This window comes from Microbacterium sp. 10M-3C3, assembly GCF_003931875.1.
In the GTDB taxonomy this organism is placed as follows: Bacteria; Actinomycetota; Actinomycetes; order Actinomycetales; family Microbacteriaceae; genus Microbacterium.
In genome coordinates this window covers 3142791-3159469 of record NZ_CP034245.1, presented here as the reverse complement: position 1 = coordinate 3159469, position 16679 = coordinate 3142791, and the positions used below count along the sequence as shown (strand labels likewise).

General features: G+C 74.3%; 17 protein-coding genes. 12 read left to right on the top strand and 5 right to left on the bottom strand.

What is annotated here, in order from left to right:
* Position 1: 1 nt before the first annotated feature.
* Entirely contained in the window at positions 2–187 is a 186-nt protein-coding gene (locus EI169_RS15305) for a multidrug transporter (RefSeq protein WP_125133084.1), read from the bottom strand.
* 25 nt (positions 188–212) lie between these two features.
* Positions 213–1022 (bottom strand): SDR family oxidoreductase, encoded by an 810-nt coding sequence (locus EI169_RS15300; protein ID WP_125133083.1) that lies wholly within the window; start codon positions 1020–1022, stop codon positions 213–215.
* A gap of 243 nt (positions 1023–1265) precedes the next feature.
* Here EI169_RS15300 and EI169_RS15295 point away from each other — a divergent pair, with 243 nt between their 5' ends.
* The 6 genes from EI169_RS15295 to EI169_RS15270 all read left to right on the top strand — a co-directional run bounded on the left by EI169_RS15295 (position 1266) and on the right by EI169_RS15270 (position 7061).
* The gene (locus tag EI169_RS15295; RefSeq protein WP_125133082.1) at positions 1266–1466 is read left to right on the top strand and encodes a hypothetical protein; all 201 of its coding nucleotides are present in this window, start codon (positions 1266–1268) and stop codon (positions 1464–1466) included.
* Between the two features lie 156 nt (positions 1467–1622).
* Positions 1623–2750, top strand: a complete 1128-nt coding sequence (gene menC / locus EI169_RS15290; protein ID WP_125133081.1) for an o-succinylbenzoate synthase — start codon at positions 1623–1625, stop codon at positions 2748–2750.
* Positions 2747–3607, top strand: coding sequence for a hypothetical protein (locus EI169_RS15285; protein ID WP_125133080.1), 861 nt, complete (start codon positions 2747–2749; stop codon positions 3605–3607). The genes menC and EI169_RS15285 overlap by 4 nt, the downstream gene beginning before the upstream one ends.
* An 85-nt stretch (positions 3608–3692) precedes the next feature.
* Entirely contained in the window at positions 3693–5078 is a 1386-nt protein-coding gene (locus tag EI169_RS15280; protein WP_125133079.1) for a glycine--tRNA ligase, read from the top strand.
* A 172-nt stretch (positions 5079–5250) separates the two neighbouring features.
* Entirely contained in the window at positions 5251–6249 is a 999-nt protein-coding gene (locus EI169_RS15275) for an ATP-binding cassette domain-containing protein (RefSeq protein WP_125133078.1), read from the top strand.
* The gene (locus tag EI169_RS15270) at positions 6246–7061 is read left to right on the top strand and encodes an ABC transporter permease (RefSeq protein ID WP_125133077.1); all 816 of its coding nucleotides are present in this window, start codon (positions 6246–6248) and stop codon (positions 7059–7061) included. The genes EI169_RS15275 and EI169_RS15270 overlap by 4 nt, the downstream gene beginning before the upstream one ends.
* A 3-nt stretch (positions 7062–7064) precedes the next feature.
* On the opposite strand, the gene EI169_RS15265 is transcribed toward EI169_RS15270, so the two are convergent.
* The 3 genes from EI169_RS15265 to EI169_RS15255 all read right to left on the bottom strand — a co-directional run bounded on the left by EI169_RS15265 (position 7065) and on the right by EI169_RS15255 (position 12040).
* Positions 7065–9893, bottom strand: a complete 2829-nt coding sequence (locus tag EI169_RS15265) for an AAA family ATPase (RefSeq protein WP_125133076.1) — start codon at positions 9891–9893, stop codon at positions 7065–7067.
* Between the two features lie 161 nt (positions 9894–10054).
* The gene (locus EI169_RS15260; RefSeq protein ID WP_125133075.1) at positions 10055–10624 is read right to left on the bottom strand and encodes an HhH-GPD-type base excision DNA repair protein; all 570 of its coding nucleotides are present in this window, start codon (positions 10622–10624) and stop codon (positions 10055–10057) included.
* A gap of 87 nt (positions 10625–10711) precedes the next feature.
* A complete protein-coding gene (locus EI169_RS15255; protein ID WP_125133074.1) occupies positions 10712–12040 on the bottom strand; it encodes a glutamyl-tRNA reductase in 1329 nt (442 codons plus the stop codon).
* A gap of 149 nt (positions 12041–12189) precedes the next feature.
* Here EI169_RS15255 and hemE point away from each other — a divergent pair, with 149 nt between their 5' ends.
* From hemE to hemQ, 6 genes are all read left to right on the top strand, one after another.
* Positions 12190–13233, top strand: coding sequence for a uroporphyrinogen decarboxylase (hemE, locus tag EI169_RS15250; RefSeq protein WP_125133073.1), 1044 nt, complete (start codon positions 12190–12192; stop codon positions 13231–13233).
* Positions 13230–14708 (top strand): protoporphyrinogen oxidase, encoded by a 1479-nt coding sequence (gene hemG / locus EI169_RS15245; RefSeq protein WP_125133072.1) that lies wholly within the window; start codon positions 13230–13232, stop codon positions 14706–14708. The genes hemE and hemG overlap by 4 nt, the downstream gene beginning before the upstream one ends.
* A gap of 21 nt (positions 14709–14729) precedes the next feature.
* Positions 14730–15188, top strand: a complete 459-nt coding sequence (locus tag EI169_RS15240) for a hypothetical protein (protein WP_240640489.1) — start codon at positions 14730–14732, stop codon at positions 15186–15188.
* A gap of 3 nt (positions 15189–15191) precedes the next feature.
* Positions 15192–15602: a phage holin family protein gene (locus EI169_RS15235; RefSeq protein ID WP_125133071.1), complete on the top strand. Its 411-nt coding sequence runs from the start codon at positions 15192–15194 to the stop codon at positions 15600–15602.
* Positions 15592–15870 (top strand): DUF3618 domain-containing protein, encoded by a 279-nt coding sequence (locus EI169_RS15230; protein WP_125133070.1) that lies wholly within the window; start codon positions 15592–15594, stop codon positions 15868–15870. The genes EI169_RS15235 and EI169_RS15230 overlap by 11 nt, the downstream gene beginning before the upstream one ends.
* Before the next feature lie 88 nt (positions 15871–15958).
* A complete protein-coding gene (gene hemQ, locus EI169_RS15225) occupies positions 15959–16675 on the top strand; it encodes a hydrogen peroxide-dependent heme synthase (protein WP_125133069.1) in 717 nt (238 codons plus the stop codon).
* Positions 16676–16679: the final 4 nt, after the last annotated feature.

Here is a 16679-nt window from a genome sequence, read left to right as displayed (position 1 = left end):
GTCAGTCGGGCTCGGCGGCGGGGTCTCCGGGGCCGGGCCCTGGTCGCACGGCGGCGTCGTCGCGCACGTCGATGCGCGTGATGCCGTCGTGCTCGCTCACGTCGATGCGCGGCGCCGCGTCACCCTCGGTCGCATCCGGTGCGCTCGTCAGCTGATCGCGTCGCTTGTCGTCGAAGTCGTCGCTCATGTCCTCTCCCCTCCCGGATGCGGCGTCAGCTGCCGGCCGAACGCCACTCGTCGCTCGTCATGTGGGACCCGGCCTGCGGGCCCATCTGCAGCATCCCGCCGTCCACCGCCCAGCTCGCGCCGGTGACGTACGACGCCGCCGGCGAGGCGAGGAACGCGACGACAGCCGCGATCTCCTCGGGCTTGCCAGGGCGGCCGAGCGGGATGCCGGGACGATGCGTGCGATCGGCGTCCTCGGCATCCATGTCGTTGATCGGCGTCGCGATCTCGCCGGGTGCGACCGCGTTGACGGTGATGCCCTGCGCGCCGAGCTCCTGCGCCATCGTCTTCACGAGCCCGCCGAGGCCGTGCTTCGCGGCGACGTACGCGGCGCTGCCGACCCGAGGCTGGTGCTCGTGCACGCTCGTGATCGCGATGATCCGCCCGCCCGCGTCGGCCGCCGCCATCCGCCGGGCCGCGGCCTGCATCGCGACGAACGCGCCGTCGAGGTTGAGGCCGATGTCCTGCCGCCACGCGTCGACGTCCATGTCGAGCACCGGTCCGCCCGATCCGCCGCCGGCGTTGTTGACGAACACATCGAGCCCGCCGAGCTCGTCGGCGAGGCGGTCGATGACGGATGCGGCGCCTGCGAGGTCGGTCGCGTCGAACTGCGCGACGACCGCCCGGCTGCCGCGGGCGCGCACCGCCTCGGCGGTCTGCTGCGCGCCTTCCTCGTCGGAGTGCCACGTCACGCCGACGTCGAGGCCCGCTTCGGCGAGCGCGATCGCGGTGGCGGCGCCGATGCCGGAGTCGGAGGCGGTGACGATGGCGTGGCGGGGCTTGAAGTCGCTGCTCATGCCCGCGACGCTACGGAACGGCGATGCTCCGCCCGAACCCCTTGCGCCGCATCCGCCCGCCCGTTAGCCGGGTCGCACCGGCCTCCGGTCGCCGGCAACCCGCCGCCACCGGCGAACGAACTCAGGCTGAGCGGGCGTTCGAATCGGCCGCGGCCGCGGAATCCAGCGGACGCCCTAGCGGCGGCGCCGCGCACAGCCTGAGTTCGTGCCGCTCGGGTGGGTGAGCCCGGATAGCGTGGGCGGATGCTGCAGGAGGGATGGACGCCGCACCGACGGCCGGACGACGGTGAGCTGCTCGGGTGGATCCGGCCGGAGGGCGAGGCGTGGGTCGCGGTGTCGCTGCTCGGGCGCGAGCTCACCGGGCCGGTGGAGTGGCTCGAGGCGGAGGACGCGCTCGAAGCCACCGGGCTCGCGGCGCCGGACGCCTTCCGGCCGCGGGCCTAGCCGAGAACCCACTGGCGGGGCGAGAGCACCGCGGTGCGCCGGGCTCTCGCGCCGCGCATGGGTTCTCGCGGGACCGCACGGGACCGCACGGGACCGCACGGGACCGCACGCGGACGCCGCGGACCCCGCGCGGGCGCGCGGCGGTAGCCTGACCGCATGCCGGATCCGCTGCATCCCGTTTCCGTGCGGTCGGTCGAGCTGCGCGTGCTGCACATCCCGCTCGTCGCGCCCTTCACGACGTCGTTCGGCACGGAGGACGTGCGCGAGGTCATCATCGTGCGCGTCGAAACGGCCGACGGCACCGGCTGGGGCGAGGTCGTCACGCAAGCGGCGCCGCTGTACTCGAGCGAGTACACGCACGGCGCGTGGGACGTGCTGACGCGCTTCCTGATCCCCGCCCTCCTCGAGCGGGGCACCGTCGCACCGCACGAGGTCGCGCCCGCGCTCGAGCCGATCGTCGGACACCGGATGGCGAAGGCCGGGCTCGAGCTCGCGATCCTCGACGCCGCCCTGCGCGCCGAGGGCCGGAGCCTCGCGTCGCACCTCGGCGCCGTGCGCGACCGCGTGCCGTCGGGCGTGTCGGTCGGCATCCAGCGCGACCCCGCCGCCCTCGTCGAGACCGTCCGGGGCTACCTCGCCGAGGGCTACGTGCGCATCAAGATCAAGATCAAGCCCGGACGCGACCTCGCCGACACCGCTGCCGTGCGCGCGGCGTTCCCCGACATCCCGCTGCAGGTCGACGCGAACTCCGCGTACACCCTGACGGATGCCGACACGCTCGCCGGGCTCGACGACTTCGACCTGCTGCTGGTCGAGCAGCCGCTGCAAGAGGACGACCTCGTCGACCATGCGACGCTCGCGCGACGCCTGCGCACGCCGGTGTGCCTCGACGAATCGATCGTGTCGCGCAAGGCCGCCGCCGACGCGCTCGCTCTCGGCGCCGCATCCGTCGTCAACATCAAGGCGGGCCGGGTCGGCGGATACCTGGAGGCCGTCGCGATCCACGACCTGTGCCGCGCGGCCGGGATCCCGGTGTGGTGCGGCGGGATGCTGGAGACCGGCATCGGCCGCGCCGCCAACGCCGCGCTCGCCGCCCTCCCGGGCTTCACGCTGCCCGGCGACGTGTCGGCGGCGTCGCGGTTCTACGCGCGCGACATCGTCACCGAGCCCGCCGTGCTCGATGACGGGCACGTGCGTGTGCCGACCGGCCCGGGCCTCGGCGTCGAGATCGACACGGCCGCGCTCGAGGAGCACACCATGCGACGCGAGGTCGTCCGCGCGTGAAGCGGCCGCCGGTCGTCCTCGCCGCCCTCGCGCTGCTGCTGACCGGATGCAGCGCCACGGTGCCGCCCGGGTCGGGGACGGCCGAGCCGTCATCGGCCCTCCCCGACGGGGTCGAGGTGACGCTCGTGCAGCTGCGCGCCGACGTCGCGCCGCGGCAGGCGCAGGTGCAGATCGTCAACGGCACCGATGCCGCGCTCGAGGTCGGTGCCGTGCGCGTCGAGGATCCGCGCCTGGCCGGGCCGGCCGAGCGCGTCGTGCCGGGCGACAGCCGCATCGCGCCGGGGCAGACGCTCGACGTGCGCGTGCAGCTGCCGCCGGTCGCGTGCGACGTGCCGGATGACGCGACCCCCACGGTCGCGCTCGAGCTCGACGGCGGCGACGTCGCCGTGCCCGTCGTCGACACGCTCGGCTTCCTGCCGCCGCTGCACGCCCGGGAGTGCCTCGCGGAGAACCTGGCGACCGTCGCCGACCTCGAGCTGACGGCCTTCACCCCGGCCCCGGCGGGGCAGCTCGGCTCCGTCGTGCTGTCGGTCGTCCCGACGGGGGCTGCGGGCACGGTGCACCTCGGGGCGGTCGATTCGACGCCGCTGCTGATGTACGTTCCGGATGCGCCGGCGTCGCCGCATCCGCTGGACGTCGACGTCACCCCGGCATCCGCGCCCGTCGAGATCGCGATCCCGCTCGTGCCGCAGCGCTGCGACCCGCACGTCGTGCAGGAGGACAAGCGCGGCACGATCTTCACGATCGACGTCGCCGTCGACGGGGTGGCCGGCGAGATCGACCTCGCGGCGCCCCCGGAGATGAAGGCGCGGATGCTGACGTGGGTCGCCGACTGGTGCGGCTTCGGCGCGGGGTGACCGAGCGTCGCCCGCGGCCGCGTCGATAGACTGGGAATCCCGCCGATCGCGCGGAAATCCTCAGCATCCGACCATTGGAGCCACCGTGGCCGAACAGTCCCGCCTCGACAAGGTCATCGCCCTCGCCCGCCACCGCGGGTTCGTCTTCCAGGCGGGCGAGATCTACGGCGGATCGCGCTCGGCGTGGGACTACGGTCCGCTCGGCACGGAGCTGAAGGAGAACATCCGCCGCCAGTGGTGGCAGACGTTCGTGCGCGGTCGCGGCGACATGGTGGGCCTGGACTCGTCGATCATCCTCCCCAAGCGCGTGTGGGAGGCGTCGGGCCACGTGGAGACGTTCACCGACCCGCTCGTGGAGTGCCTTCACTGCCACAAGCGCTTCCGCGCCGACACGCTGCTCGAGGACTTCGAGGCGCGCAAGGGCCGCCCTGCTGAGAACGGGCTTCTCGACGTGCCGTGCCCGAACTGCGGCACGAAGGGGCAGTACACCGAGCCCAAGGCGTTCTCGGGCCTCGTGAAGACCTACCTCGGCGTCGTCGACGACGAGTCGGGCCTGTTCTACCTGCGCCCCGAGACCGCGCAGGGCATCTTCGTGAACTTCGGCAACGTGCTGACCGCGTCTCGCCGCAAGCCGCCGTTCGGCGTGGGCCAGGTCGGCAAGGCCTTCCGCAACGAAATCACGCCCGGCAACTTCATCTTCCGCACGCGCGAGTTCGAGCAGATGGAGATCGAGTACTTCACGCCTCCCGCTGAGGCGGGCGAGTGGTTCGACCGCTGGGTGGAGGACTGCTGGAACTGGTTCGTCGACCTCGGCATCGACGCAGACAACATGCGCCGCTTCGACGTGCCCGAGGAGGACCGCGCACACTACTCGGCGGGCACGATCGACGTCGAGTACCGCTTCGGCTTCCCGGGCAAGGAGTGGGGCGAGCTCATGGGCATCGCCAACCGCACCGACTTCGACCTCAAGAACCACTCCGAGGCGTCGGGGCAGAGCCTCACGTTCTTCGACCAGGCCTCCGGCGAGAAGTACACGCCGTACGTCATCGAGCCCTCGTTCGGCCTGACGCGCGCGATGATGGCGTTCCTCGTCGACGCGTACGTCGAGGAGGAGGTGCCCAACGCCAAGGGCGGCGCCGACACGCGCACCGTGCTCAAGCTCGACCCGCGCCTGGCGCCGGTGAAGGCCGCGGTGCTGCCGCTGTCGCGCAACGAGCGCCTCTCTCCGCTCGCACGCGAGGTCGCCGACTCCCTCCGCGGTGCGTGGGCGATCGACTTCGACGACGCCGGCGCGATCGGCCGCCGCTACCGCCGCCAGGACGAGATCGGCACGCCGTTCTGCGTCACGGTCGACTTCGATTCGCTCGAGGACCGCGCCGTCACCGTGCGCGATCGCGACACGATGGGCCAGGAGCGCGTGCCGCTCGAGAACCTGCACGCCTACCTCGCCGAGCGCCTGCGCGGCGCCTGACCCGGTCGGCTTCCGTTCGGGGCGCCGCGGTCCCGTCCGGGGCGCGCGGTGGACGCCCCGAGCGCTCCGGATGCGCCCCGAACCGGGCGCCCGCCCGCGCGTGACAGGGCGCTGACAGCGCACGCCCGCCCGCGGCAGCGGGACGACAGCGGATGCGGCGCACGCTGGGGGCATGAACACGTCATCCACCCGCGTCCCCGCGGTGCGTGCCGAGGGGCTCGTGAAGACCTTCGGCGAGAACCGCGCCGTCGACGGCGTCGACCTGGTCGTCGACGCCGGCACCGTCTACGGCGTCCTCGGCCCGAACGGCGCCGGCAAGACGACCACGCTCAGCATGCTCGCGACGCTCCTGCGGCCCGACGGCGGCCGCGCCGAGATCTTCGGCCACGACGTCGTCCGCGAGTCGCACGTCGTGCGCCAGCTGATCGGCCTCACCGGCCAGTTCGCCTCCGTCGACGAGTCGCTCTCGGCCACCGAGAATCTCGTGATCTTCGCGCGCCTGCTCGGCCTCTCCCGCGCCGACGCCAAGCGCAGGGCCACCGAGCTCCTCGAGGAGTTCTCGCTCACCGAGGCCGCCGCCCGTCCGCTCGCGAAGTTCTCCGGCGGGATGCGGCGCCGTCTCGACCTCGCCGCCTCGCTCATCGCGCAGCCCCCGCTCATCTTCCTCGACGAGCCCACCACGGGCCTCGACCCCCGCACGCGCGGGCAGATGTGGGACACCATCCGCCGCCTGGTCGCCACCGGGTCCACCGTGCTGCTGACGACGCAGTACCTGGACGAGGCCGACCAGCTCGCCGACCGCATCGCCGTCATCGACCACGGACGCGTCGTGGCAGAGGGCACCGCCCTCGAGCTGAAGGCGTCCGTCGGGCAGGCGTCGCTGCTGCTGCGGCTCGCTCCGGGGTCCGACCTCCACACCGCCCGCGAGGTCATCCGCAGTGTCCTCGACGTGCCCGCGGTCGTCTCGCCCGAGGCCGCGCGGCTCACGGTGCCGATGAGAGACCCCGACCGCGTCACCGATCTGCTCGTGGCCTTCCGTGCCGCGGGCGTCCACCTCAGCGAGTTCAGCGTGCAGCAGCCGACGCTCGACGAGGTGTTCCTCACCCTCACCGGCGCCCCCGCGACGCAGGACGAGAGCCCCGCCGCACGCCTGGAAGGAGCGAACGCATGAGCGCCCTCACCATCACCCCCGTCGCCGACCGCGACCTGCGCACCCACGCCGGGCTCGGGCAGGCGGTGCGCAACACCGTAACGATGGCCTACCGCGGCCTGCTGAAGATCCGGCGCACCCCCGAGCAGCTCATCGACGTCACGGTGCAGCCGATCCTGTTCACGCTCATGTTCACGTACATCTTCGGCGGCGCGATCGCCGGCGACGTGCAGAGCTACCTGCCGATCATCATCCCCGGCATCCTCGTGCAGACCGTCATCACCACCTCGGTCGTCACCGGCGTGCAGCTGCGGGAGGACATGGACAAGGGCGTGTTCGACCGGTTCCGCTCGCTCCCGATCGCGCGCATCGCGCCGCTGTCGGGCGCGCTCCTGGCCGACACCGTGCGGTACGCGATCGCGACGACGCTCACGTTCACGATGGGCTACATCATGGGCTTCCGCCCGGCGGGCGGCCTCGGGGCCGTGCTGGCCGCGGCGCTCCTGGTGGTGTTCAGCTCGTGGGCGGTCAGCTGGATCTTCGCGTTCTTCGGCGTGATCGCCCGCACCGCCTCGAGCGTCCAGGGCATCTCGCTCGTGATCCTCTTCCCGCTGACGTTCCTCTCGAACGCCTTCGTGCCCGCGAACACGATGCCGTCGTGGCTCCAGTGGTTCGTGGACGTGAATCCGATCTCTCACCTCGTGACGGCGGTGCGCGACCTCGTGAACGCGGGTGTCGTCGGCTCCGACCTGGTGGCGACACTCGTCGGCGCGGTCGTGATCGTCGCGATCTTCGCACCGCTCACGGTGCGGGCCTACCTGCGCAAGGCGTAGCGCTCAGTCCAGCACGGCCGCCAGAGCGGCGAACGCGGATGCGGCGTCGGCGGGGATCTCCGTCGGCGCCGCTTCCGCGCGCTCGGCGACCCACGCGCGGAAGCGGTCGGTCGCGTCTATGCCGCCGCGCAGGCCGGCGGACACCGCGAGCGCCTGCACGGCATCTTCCGTCCGCCCCGTGGCCACGAGCCATCCTGCGATCGCCGTCGCCACCTCGGCGGCGATCGGCTGGTCCCCGCTGCTGCGCGCGGGGTCGACGGCCCGGCGCAGCGCGTCCCGGGCCTCGGCGGGACGACCGAGCAGGACGAGGGCCTGCGCGCGTTTGGCCTCCCACCACGCCCGGATCTGCTCCGGGTAGCCGTCCCAGCTCTCGTCGGGGTCCTGGCGCAGGGCCGCCAGCGCGCTCCCGCCGTCGCCGGCGGCGATGTGCAGGCCCGCCGCGGCCATCTGCGCCGCCACGAGGGCGCGGGCCGAGCCGTCGGCCCGGGCGAACGCCTCGATGTCGGCGAGGACCGCGCGCGCCTCGTCCCACCGGCCGAGCCGGGCGAGGATCCCGACGACGGCCGCACGCTGCTGCACCGCATCCGCGATCGAGGTGAGGCCCTCGGCGACGACGGCCGCGTCCTCCGCGATGCGCAGCGCCTCCTCGAGCCGACCGGCCATCACGAGCCATTCCGCACGCAGCTGGGCGGCGAACGCGATGCCCCACGGGTCGCCGAGACGGCGGAACAGCTCGAGCGCCTGCGCGCTCGTGCCTTCCAGCGTGTTGACGTCGCCCGCGTTCTGCGCGGCGCCGGCGCGGAGGGTGACGATCGCCGCGAGCGACCACTCCGGAGCGCCGGGCGCGGGATCGGGGACCGTGAGCTCCCGCAGCCACGGTCCGCCGGCGCGCAGGCTCTGCGCGGTCGCGGCCAGCAGGGGTGCGAGCACCGCCGACAGGTCGGAGTCGTAGCGGGCGGCCGCGACGGCGAGCCGCTCGGCCGCGTCGGCGAACTCGAGCGGGTCGGCGGCGGCGTCGGAGGCGTGGTCCGCGAACTGCAGCGAGCTCAGCATGAGCGCCGCGCCGTGCACCACCACCGCCGCCTCGGAGTCGGCGCGCTCGGCGCCGACGAAGGGAGTGAGCCCGGCCTGGAGCGGCTCGAAGCGCTCCCGCAGCACCCACGGCCACAGCTGCGCGCGCACGAGGGCGATCGCTGCGTCCGCGTCGTCGACGGCGCGGACGTGGCGGAGCGCCGACGCCAGGTTCTCGTCGTTGGCGTCGAACCACGCGAGGCTCTCGCGCATCCCCGGCCCGCGCAGCGTCGCGTCGCGACGTGCCGCAAGCTCGGCGAGCGCCCGGCCGGCGGCGGTGCGGGTCGCCCCTTCCCGGCCCTCGGCGCGGAGGCGCTGGAGGCCGTACTCGCGCACGGTCTCCAGCATCCGGAACCGTCCGTCGCGGCGCACGAGCAGCGACCGGTCGACGAGCCGATCGAACACGTCGCCGGGGACCGCCATCGCGGCTCCGATCGCGGCGGTGTCGGCGGCGTCGACCCCGTCGGGGAACACGGCCGCCGCGAGCAGGCCCGCGCGCTCGTCGTCGTCGAGCGTGTCCCAGCTCCAGTCGATGAGCGCACGCAGGGTGCGGTGGCGCGACTCCGCCGCGCGCGGACCCGACGACAGCAGGGCGAACCGGTCGTCCAGGCCCCGGTCTATCTCGGCGAGCGAGAGGGTCCGTGTCTTCGCGGCGGCCAGCTCGACCGCGAGCGGCAGGCCGTCCAGGCGCGAGACGATGCGCTCGACGACCGGCGCGTCGGCGTCGTCGGGGGTGCGGCCGCTCGCCGCCCGCATGCGCTGCGCGAACAGTTCGACCGCGTCGGCGAGCGGCAGCGGCCCGAGGTCGACGAACGCCTCGCCGGGCACCCCGAGGGGCTCGCGGCTCGTGGCCAGCACGCGCAGGTCGGGCAGCGTCCGCAGCAGTTCGACGACGACGTCGGCGGCCTCGGCGGAGACGTGCTCGCAGTTGTCGAGCACGAGCGGTCCGCGCCCGCCGGCGAGCGCGTCGAGCGCTCGCTCGCGAGCGGTCGCGGGTATCGTGTTGGCGGCGTCGAGCCGGATGCGGCGGCCGACCGCGCCGGCGATCGCCTCCCACACCTCGCCCCGTGCCGCCGGGGCGAGCTCGACGACGAGCGATCCGGGGCGCCGTCGCGCGCTCTCCGTGGCGAGGGTCGTCTTCCCGGCGCCGCCCGGGCCGACGAGTGTCACGAGGCGAGCGGTCTCCAGCTGCGCGTCGACGAGGGCGAGCTCGGGCAGGCGTCCCACGAGCGGGGTCAGCGGAGCGGGGATGGACGCGGGGGCCGTCGGCGGTGGTGCCGCAGCCGCGGCTTCGCGCACGATCGCCTCGGCGCGGGCGCGGTCCTCGAGCAGATCGCGCACCGCCCAGTCGAACCCGTCGGACGGGGTCCACGGGTCGCCCGTCCACAGCGCGAGGGCGTCGCGGGCGAGCCGGGCCGCGGTCGCCGCATCCGGGGCGTGGCGCGCCGCGCGCACGAGGTCGGCGAAGCGGACGACGTCGATGGCGTCGCGGGGCATCGCGAGGCGGTATCCGCCCGGCACCGCCGCCACGACGCCGGCCGGCAGCGTCCGGCGCAGGCGCGACACGAGCGACTGCAGCGATGCCCGCGGATCGTCGGGCTGGTCGAGCCCCCACACGTCCTCCGCGAGGGCGCGGTAGCTCACGGTGGTGCCGGCGTCGAGGGCGAGGCGGAAGAGCACCGCCTGCTGATTGCGCCCGGCGATGGGGATCGGTCCGGCGTCGCCCGCGACCGCGAGCCCGCCGAAGAACCTCACCTGCACGGTCTCACCCTAGGCCCGGGCTCGAAGGCACGCATGGCGCCCGGATGCAGCGTCCGCGCCCGCTGGCGGCGGACCGGGGCGCTGCGGTCGCGTTCGGGGCGCGAGGTGCACGCCCCGAGCGCTCCGGACGCGCCCCGAACCGGGCGGTGGAAGGCGGCGGCTCAGCCCTTCGCGGCGGCCCTCATCGCTCGCTTGTGCTCGCGCACCTTGGCCAGCGAGTCGGGGCTGACGATGTCGGCGACCGAGCGGAACGATCCGTCCTCGCCGTAGGGCGCGGATGCCTCGCGCCACCCGGCGCCGTCGAAGCCGCACTGCTTGCCGAGCAGGGCGAGGAAGATCTTCGCCTTCTGCTCGCCGAAGCCCGGCAGCGCCTTCAGACGCTTCAGCACGGTCGGGCCGTCGGGGGCGTCGCGGGTCCAGATCGCCGCGGCGTCACCGCCCCAGTCCTGCTCGATCGCGCCGCACAGCGACTGCACGCGCCCGGCCATCGATCCGGGGTAGCGGTGGATCGCCGGCGTCTCTGTGAACGCCTCGACGAGGCGGTCGGCGTCGTAGTGCGCGAGCGTGGCGGCATCGAGCTTCCCGACGCGCTCGCGGATCTTCAGGGGTCCCGCGAACGCCGTCTCCATCGCGACCTGCTGGTCGAGCAGCATCCCGATCAGCAGCGCGAGCGGGTCGGAGCTCAGCAGCGCGTCGGCGTCGGCGTCGTCGGTGATGTGCAGCGTGGTCATGCGCCTATTCTCCCCTCGCGCGGCGCCCGGCCCGCCTCGAGAAAGCCGCACGCCGCGTTCATCGGCGCCCGGGGGAGGGGTGCGCGGTCAGGCGGCGCCGGAGTCGGATGCGGCGGCGCGGGGCTCGTCCGCGACCTCGATGCCGAACAGCGTCGACAGCGCCGCGAGGTACTCGTCGCCGCGACCCTGCGCGGCGAGCTCGTGCGCGCGGGCCGTCGGGGTGTGCAGCAGCACGCCGACGAGGTGGCGCAGGGCCTGCTCGGCGCGGCCGTCGTCGTCGCCGCGGGCCTTGGCGCGGGCGATCTCGGCCTCCATCGCGGCGAACGCGCGCTCGCGGAGGGCGACGACGCCCGGGGCGACGCTGCGGCTCTCGCCCACCACGGCGAAGCGGCGGGCGGCGTCGCGCACGACCTCGCGCGCCGCATCCGTCGCCTGCAGCTCCTCGAGCGGGGCGTGCAGGCGGATCGTCTCGAGGTCGAGGAGGTCGGTGCCGGGCACGGTCGCGACATCGGGGTCGACGTTGCGAGGTAGGCCCAGGTCGATCACGAGCCGGCGGTTCGTGTGTCCGGCGGTGCAGCGCGCGCTCGCGTCGGTGACGGCGGTCTCGTACGCACCGCGGCCGGCGGCGAAGGTCGCGGCGCTCAGCACGTGGTGCTCGGCGGTCGTGCACGTGATGACGAGGTCGGCATGCAGCGCCGCGGTCGGGAACGTCTCGGCGGCGATCGGCTGCAGGCCGTGCTTCGCCGCGAAGCGCGCGGCGCGCCCCGACGGCGAGTAGACCGAGATGTCTTCGGCGCCCTGGTCGCGCAGCGCCGCGACGGTGGCCGCCGCGTATGCGCCGGTGCCCACGAGCAGCACGCGCTGCGTGGACCAGCCGGCGATCCGGCTGTCGGCGAGCTCGAGCGCGAGACGCACGAGGGACCGGCCGGCGCGACCGAGGGCCGTGGCGTTCTTGACGCCCCGCTGCGCTTCCGACGCCCGCTGGAACAGCCGCTCGAGTTCGGCGGAGGTCGTGCCGAGGCGACGCGATTCGCTCAGCGCGCGACGCACCTGGCCAGCGATCTCGCCCTCCCCCACGACGACCGACTCGAGTCCGGATGCGACGGCGAACAGGTGCTCGGCGACCGCGTCGCCGCCCAGCACCTCATAGGCCCCGTCCAGCTCGGCGGCCGGGACGCCGGTGGCGCTCTCGATCGCGGCGAGGGCGGCTTCGAGCCCGACCGCCTGTGCGGCGGTGACGGGCTCGTCCATGTCGATGTAGGCCTCGAACCGGTTGCACGTGGCGACGACGACCGCGCCCTGCACGCACGCGTCGTGGGCCGCGATCAGCGGGGAGACCGGGGTCGAGGGGACGCTGAGGCGCTCGAGGAGCTCGAAGGACGCGGTCTTGTGACTCGCGGTGACGCACAACAGCACGACATCAGATTCTACGCGCCGCCTGTGGGGTGCCGCTCGGGGATGCTTCGACGCCGAGGCATCCGTCCCGTCGACGACCGGCGTGGCGGGTGGCGGCGCGTGGATCGCGCCCACAGGCTGCGCCGAAGCGGCGGTGGGAGGATGGAGCAATGCCCTCCTCCGACGCTCCGCTCCTCCGCGCGCTGCGCGGCGACCGCCCCGACCGCACCCCGGTGTGGTTCATGCGGCAGGCCGGGCGCTCGCTCCCGGAGTACCGCGAGCTGCGCGTCGGCACGCGGATGCTGGACGCCTGCCTCACGCCCGACCTCGCGGCTGAGATCACGCTGCAGCCGGTGCGCCGGCACGGCGTGGACGCGGCCATCTTCTTCAGCGACATCGTCATCCCGCTGCGCCTGGCGGGCATCGCCGTGGAGATCGAGCCCGGACGCGGCCCCGTGTTCGCGGACCCCGTGCGCACCGTCGCCGACGTCGACCGCATCACCGCGATCGACCCCGAGGAGGTGACCGCGGCCGCCGGCCCCATCCGCGAGGCCGTGCGCATCGTCACAGCCGAGCTCGGCGACACCCCGCTCATCGGCTTCGCCGGGGCGCCGTTCACGCTCGCCGCTTACCTCGTCGAGGGCGGTCCGTCCAAGGAGCATCTCCGCGCCCGCGCGATGATGCACGCCGAGCCCGCGTCGTGGACGCGCCTGGCCGACTGGCTCGCGCGCGTCTCCGCGGCGTTCCTGCGTGCGCAAGTCGAGGCCGGCGCCGCCGCCGTGCAGCTCTTCGACTCGTGGGCGGGGTCGCTGGCACCCGCCGTCTACCGCCGGCACGCGATGCCGCACGCGCGCCGCGCGCTCGAGGGCGTCGACGCGCCCCGCATCCACTTCGGCGTCGGCGCCGGCCCGTTCCTCGCCGACCTGCGCCTGGAGGGGCTCGCGGATGCCGTGGGTGTCGACTGGCGCGTGCCCCTCGACGAGGCCGCGGCGATCCTGGGCCCCGACACGACCGTGCAGGGCAACGTCGACCCTGCCCTTCTCGGAGCGCCGATCGATGTGCTCCTCGCGCACGTCGACGACGTCCTCGCGCGCGGCCGTGCGGCACGCGCGCACATCTTCAACCTCGGGCACGGCGTGCCGCCCGAGACCGATCCCGACGTGCTGAGCCGCATCGTCGCGCACGTGCACGCGCAGGACGCGAGCCGCGCATGAGCACGCCCGCCGAGCCGCTGCGCCGCCTCGCCGACGACGCCCGCGCACGCCGCGTCGTCGTGGTGGGCGGCGGCGTCGCAGGACTCGTCGCCGCGCTGGAGTGCGCGAAGGTCGGGCTGTCGGTCACGGTGCTCGAACGCGACGCGCGTCTCGGCGGCGTGCTGCGCACCGCCGAGGTCGACGGGCTCGCCCTCGACGTCGGCGCGGAGAGCTACGCCACGCGCGCCGGCGTCGTCCGCGGGCTGGTCGACGAGCTCGGCCTCGCCGACGCGGTGACCGCACCCCGGCCGGCCGGCGCGTGGGTGGCGGGCCTCCCCGGCGGGGGAGCCGCCCCGCTGCCCCGCGGGGGCATCCTCGGCATCCCCGACAACCCGTTCGCCGTCGACGTGCGGCGGGTCATCGGGTGGGCCGGCGCGTGGCGTGCGTACGTCGACCGCCTGCGCCCGCCCCTGACGATCGGCCACGAGCACAGCCTCGGAAAGCTCGTGCGCACCCGCATGGGCCCGCGCGCGCTCGACCGGCTCGTCGCACCGGTCACGGGCGGTGTCTACTCCGCCCGCCCCGACGACATCGACGTCGACGCGGCAGCCCCCGGCCTGAACGCCGCCCTCACCCGCACCGGGTCGCTGTCGGGCGCCGTCGCCGCGCTCCGCGCCGAGCGGGCCGCCGCATCCGGCTCGACCGCGCCCGGCGGCGCCGTCGAGGGGCTCGTGGGCGGCATGGGGCGGCTCGTGGAGGCGCTCGTCGCACGCCTGGACGCGCTCGGCGCGGACGTGCGCACCGGCGTGGAGGTCACCGCGCTCACGCGCGCGGACGACGCGTGGCGTGTGGAGATGGCCGACGGCGAGCCGCTCGAGGCCGACGGCGTCGTCCTCGCGACCTCCGAGCCTGTCGCTCGCGCCCTCGCCGCGCCGCACGCGGCGGCGTTGGACACGACCCCGGCTCGCGCGCCGGTCGTCGAGGTCGTGACGCTCGTCGTCGCCAGCCCCGAGCTCGACGCCGCGCCGCGGGGCTCGGGAGTGCTCGTCGTGCCGGGCGTCCGCGCGGCGAAGGCGCTCACCCACTCGACCGCGAAGTGGGGGTGGGTCGCGGATGCGGCGGGGCCGGGGCGGCATGTGATCCGCGTCTCGTTCGGCGCGCAGGGGGAGGAGCCGGCGACGGCCCCCCTCGACGACGACGGCGCCGCGATGCTGGCGCTGCGCGAAGCCGCCGCGCTCCTCGGCGTCGAGCTCGAGCCCGCGCAGCTGCGCGGCGCCCACCGCGAGCGGTACGTGCAGGCCCAGCCCGGCGCGACGATCGGCCGCGCCGCCGCGACCGCGGCCGCGCGCGCCGCGATCGCCGCGGTGCCCGGACTCGGCGCCGTCGGCGCGTGGCTCGCGGGCACCGGACTCGCCCAGGTCGTGCCCGACGCGCGCGCCGAGGCCGACCGCATCCGCTCGTCGATGCTGTGGCGCGGGACTGCTCCGGAGGCGTGAGCGTGCCCCCCGCGTCGGAGCATGTCAAGGGTTGATGCCGTCAAGGGCATACGGGCTACTGTGGACGCCAACGGCACCACCATCGTCGACCGTGAGGAGAGCCCCATGAAGGGCAAAGCAGGACTCGTGATCGGCCTCGCCGCCGGGTACGTCCTCGGCACGCGCGCGGGTCGCGAGCGCTACGAGCAGATCAAGACGCAGTGGCTGAAGGTGTACAACACCGCCCCCGTGCAGAAGCAGGTCGACAAGGCGAAGGCCTTCGGCGCCTCCGCGGCGAAGGCCGTGCCGGGTGCGCTGTGGAGCGGTGCGAAGCGCGTCGGCAACGCCGCGAGCGGCTCGGGCAGCGTCCAGGAGCGCGCCAAGCGCGCCGGCACCGCCGCCAAGAGCGCGGCGCACGACGTGGCCGACGCCGTCGAGGAGTCGCTCGACGAGGCGGCCAAGGCCGGGTCCACCGGCTCGACCTCTTCCGCACAGGGCTGACGCATGACCACCCCGCGCGGATTCCGCGATCGGGCGGACGAGAGCCTGTTCAGCCTGCTCGGCGACATCCCCGAGCTCGTGCGCAACCTCGTCGTCGCCGAGATCAACGCCGCGAAGTCGTGGCTCTCGAAGACGGCCAAGGACGCCGGCATCGGGGCCGGATGGTTCGTGGGCGCCCTGTTCGTCCTGTTCTGGTCGCTGCCGGTGTTCTTCGCGTTCGTCATCGCGGGACTCTCGTCGTGGTGGCCCGTGTGGCTTTCGGCGCTCGTCGTGTTCGGCGGCATGCTCGTGATCGTCGCGATCCTCGCGCTGTTCGGCATCGCGCGGTTCAAGAAGCTCAGCAAGCGCCAGAACCCGGGATCGGCCGTGTCCGAAGACATCCGCATCGTGAAGGAGGCCGGCAGTGAGCGTTGAGCGCCCCCTCCCCGTCCCCAAGACCGCCGTGCCGCTGGGCATCTCCGATCCCGTCGAGAAGGCGCGCGCCGAGCTCAAGGCGACGCTCGCGGCCATCGAGGTGAAGGCCAACGTGCCGCGCCGGCTCGGGCACGCCGTCGACAAGACCGTCGCCCGCGCCCGCGACTTCCAGCGCACCAACCCCGTGGGGGCGGCAGCCGCCGTCGTGGCCGTCGCCGCGACCGTCGGCGGGCTCGTGTGGCTGGCGGTGCGCGCGTACACCCGCTGACGCCCCCTCCGGCGTCGGCCTCTCGACGCCGAGACGACGCCCCGTGAGCGGTTTGGCCGCCCGCGCGGGCGCGAGGGAGACTGGAAGCATGTCGCACACTTCGGAGCCCGCCGCCGTGTCCACATCGCCCGCCGACGACGAGGCGCCCTCCGCGTCCCAGTTCACGTTGTGGGCGGTGCTGCGCCGCGACCCCGAGCGGCCTGTCACCGAGCCGGATGCGACGGAGCTCGCCGACATCGTCGAACTCGTCGCCGCCGACGGGGTCACCGTGCGCGGCTTCTACGACGTCAGCGGCCTGCGCGCCGACGCCGACCTCATGGTCTGGCTGCACGGCCCCGACGCCGATCAGCTCCAGCGCGCCCTGCGCCGCATGCGGCGCACCGAGCTGCTGAAGAACCTCCTGCCGACGTGGAACGCGATGGGCGTGCACCGCGACGCCGAGTTCAACCGCTCGCACGTGCCCGGCTTCCTCCGCGGCGTCGAGCCGAAGGACTGGCTGTGCGTGTACCCCTTCGTGCGCAGCTACGAGTGGTACCTCCTCCCCGAGGCCGAGCGCCGCGAGATGCTCGTCGAGCACGGCCGCAAGGGCGCGGCGTTCCGCGGCGTCATCGCCAACACCGTCGCCTCCTTCGCCCTCGGCGACTACGAGTGGCTCCTGCCGATGGAGGCCGACGTGCTCACCGACCTCGTCGACATGATGCGCGACCTGCGCTACACCGAAGCCCGCCGGCACGTGCGCGAAGAGGTGCCGTTCTACACCGGCCGCCGCATCCGCGTCGACGAGGTGCCCGAGGTCCTGCAGTGAGCAC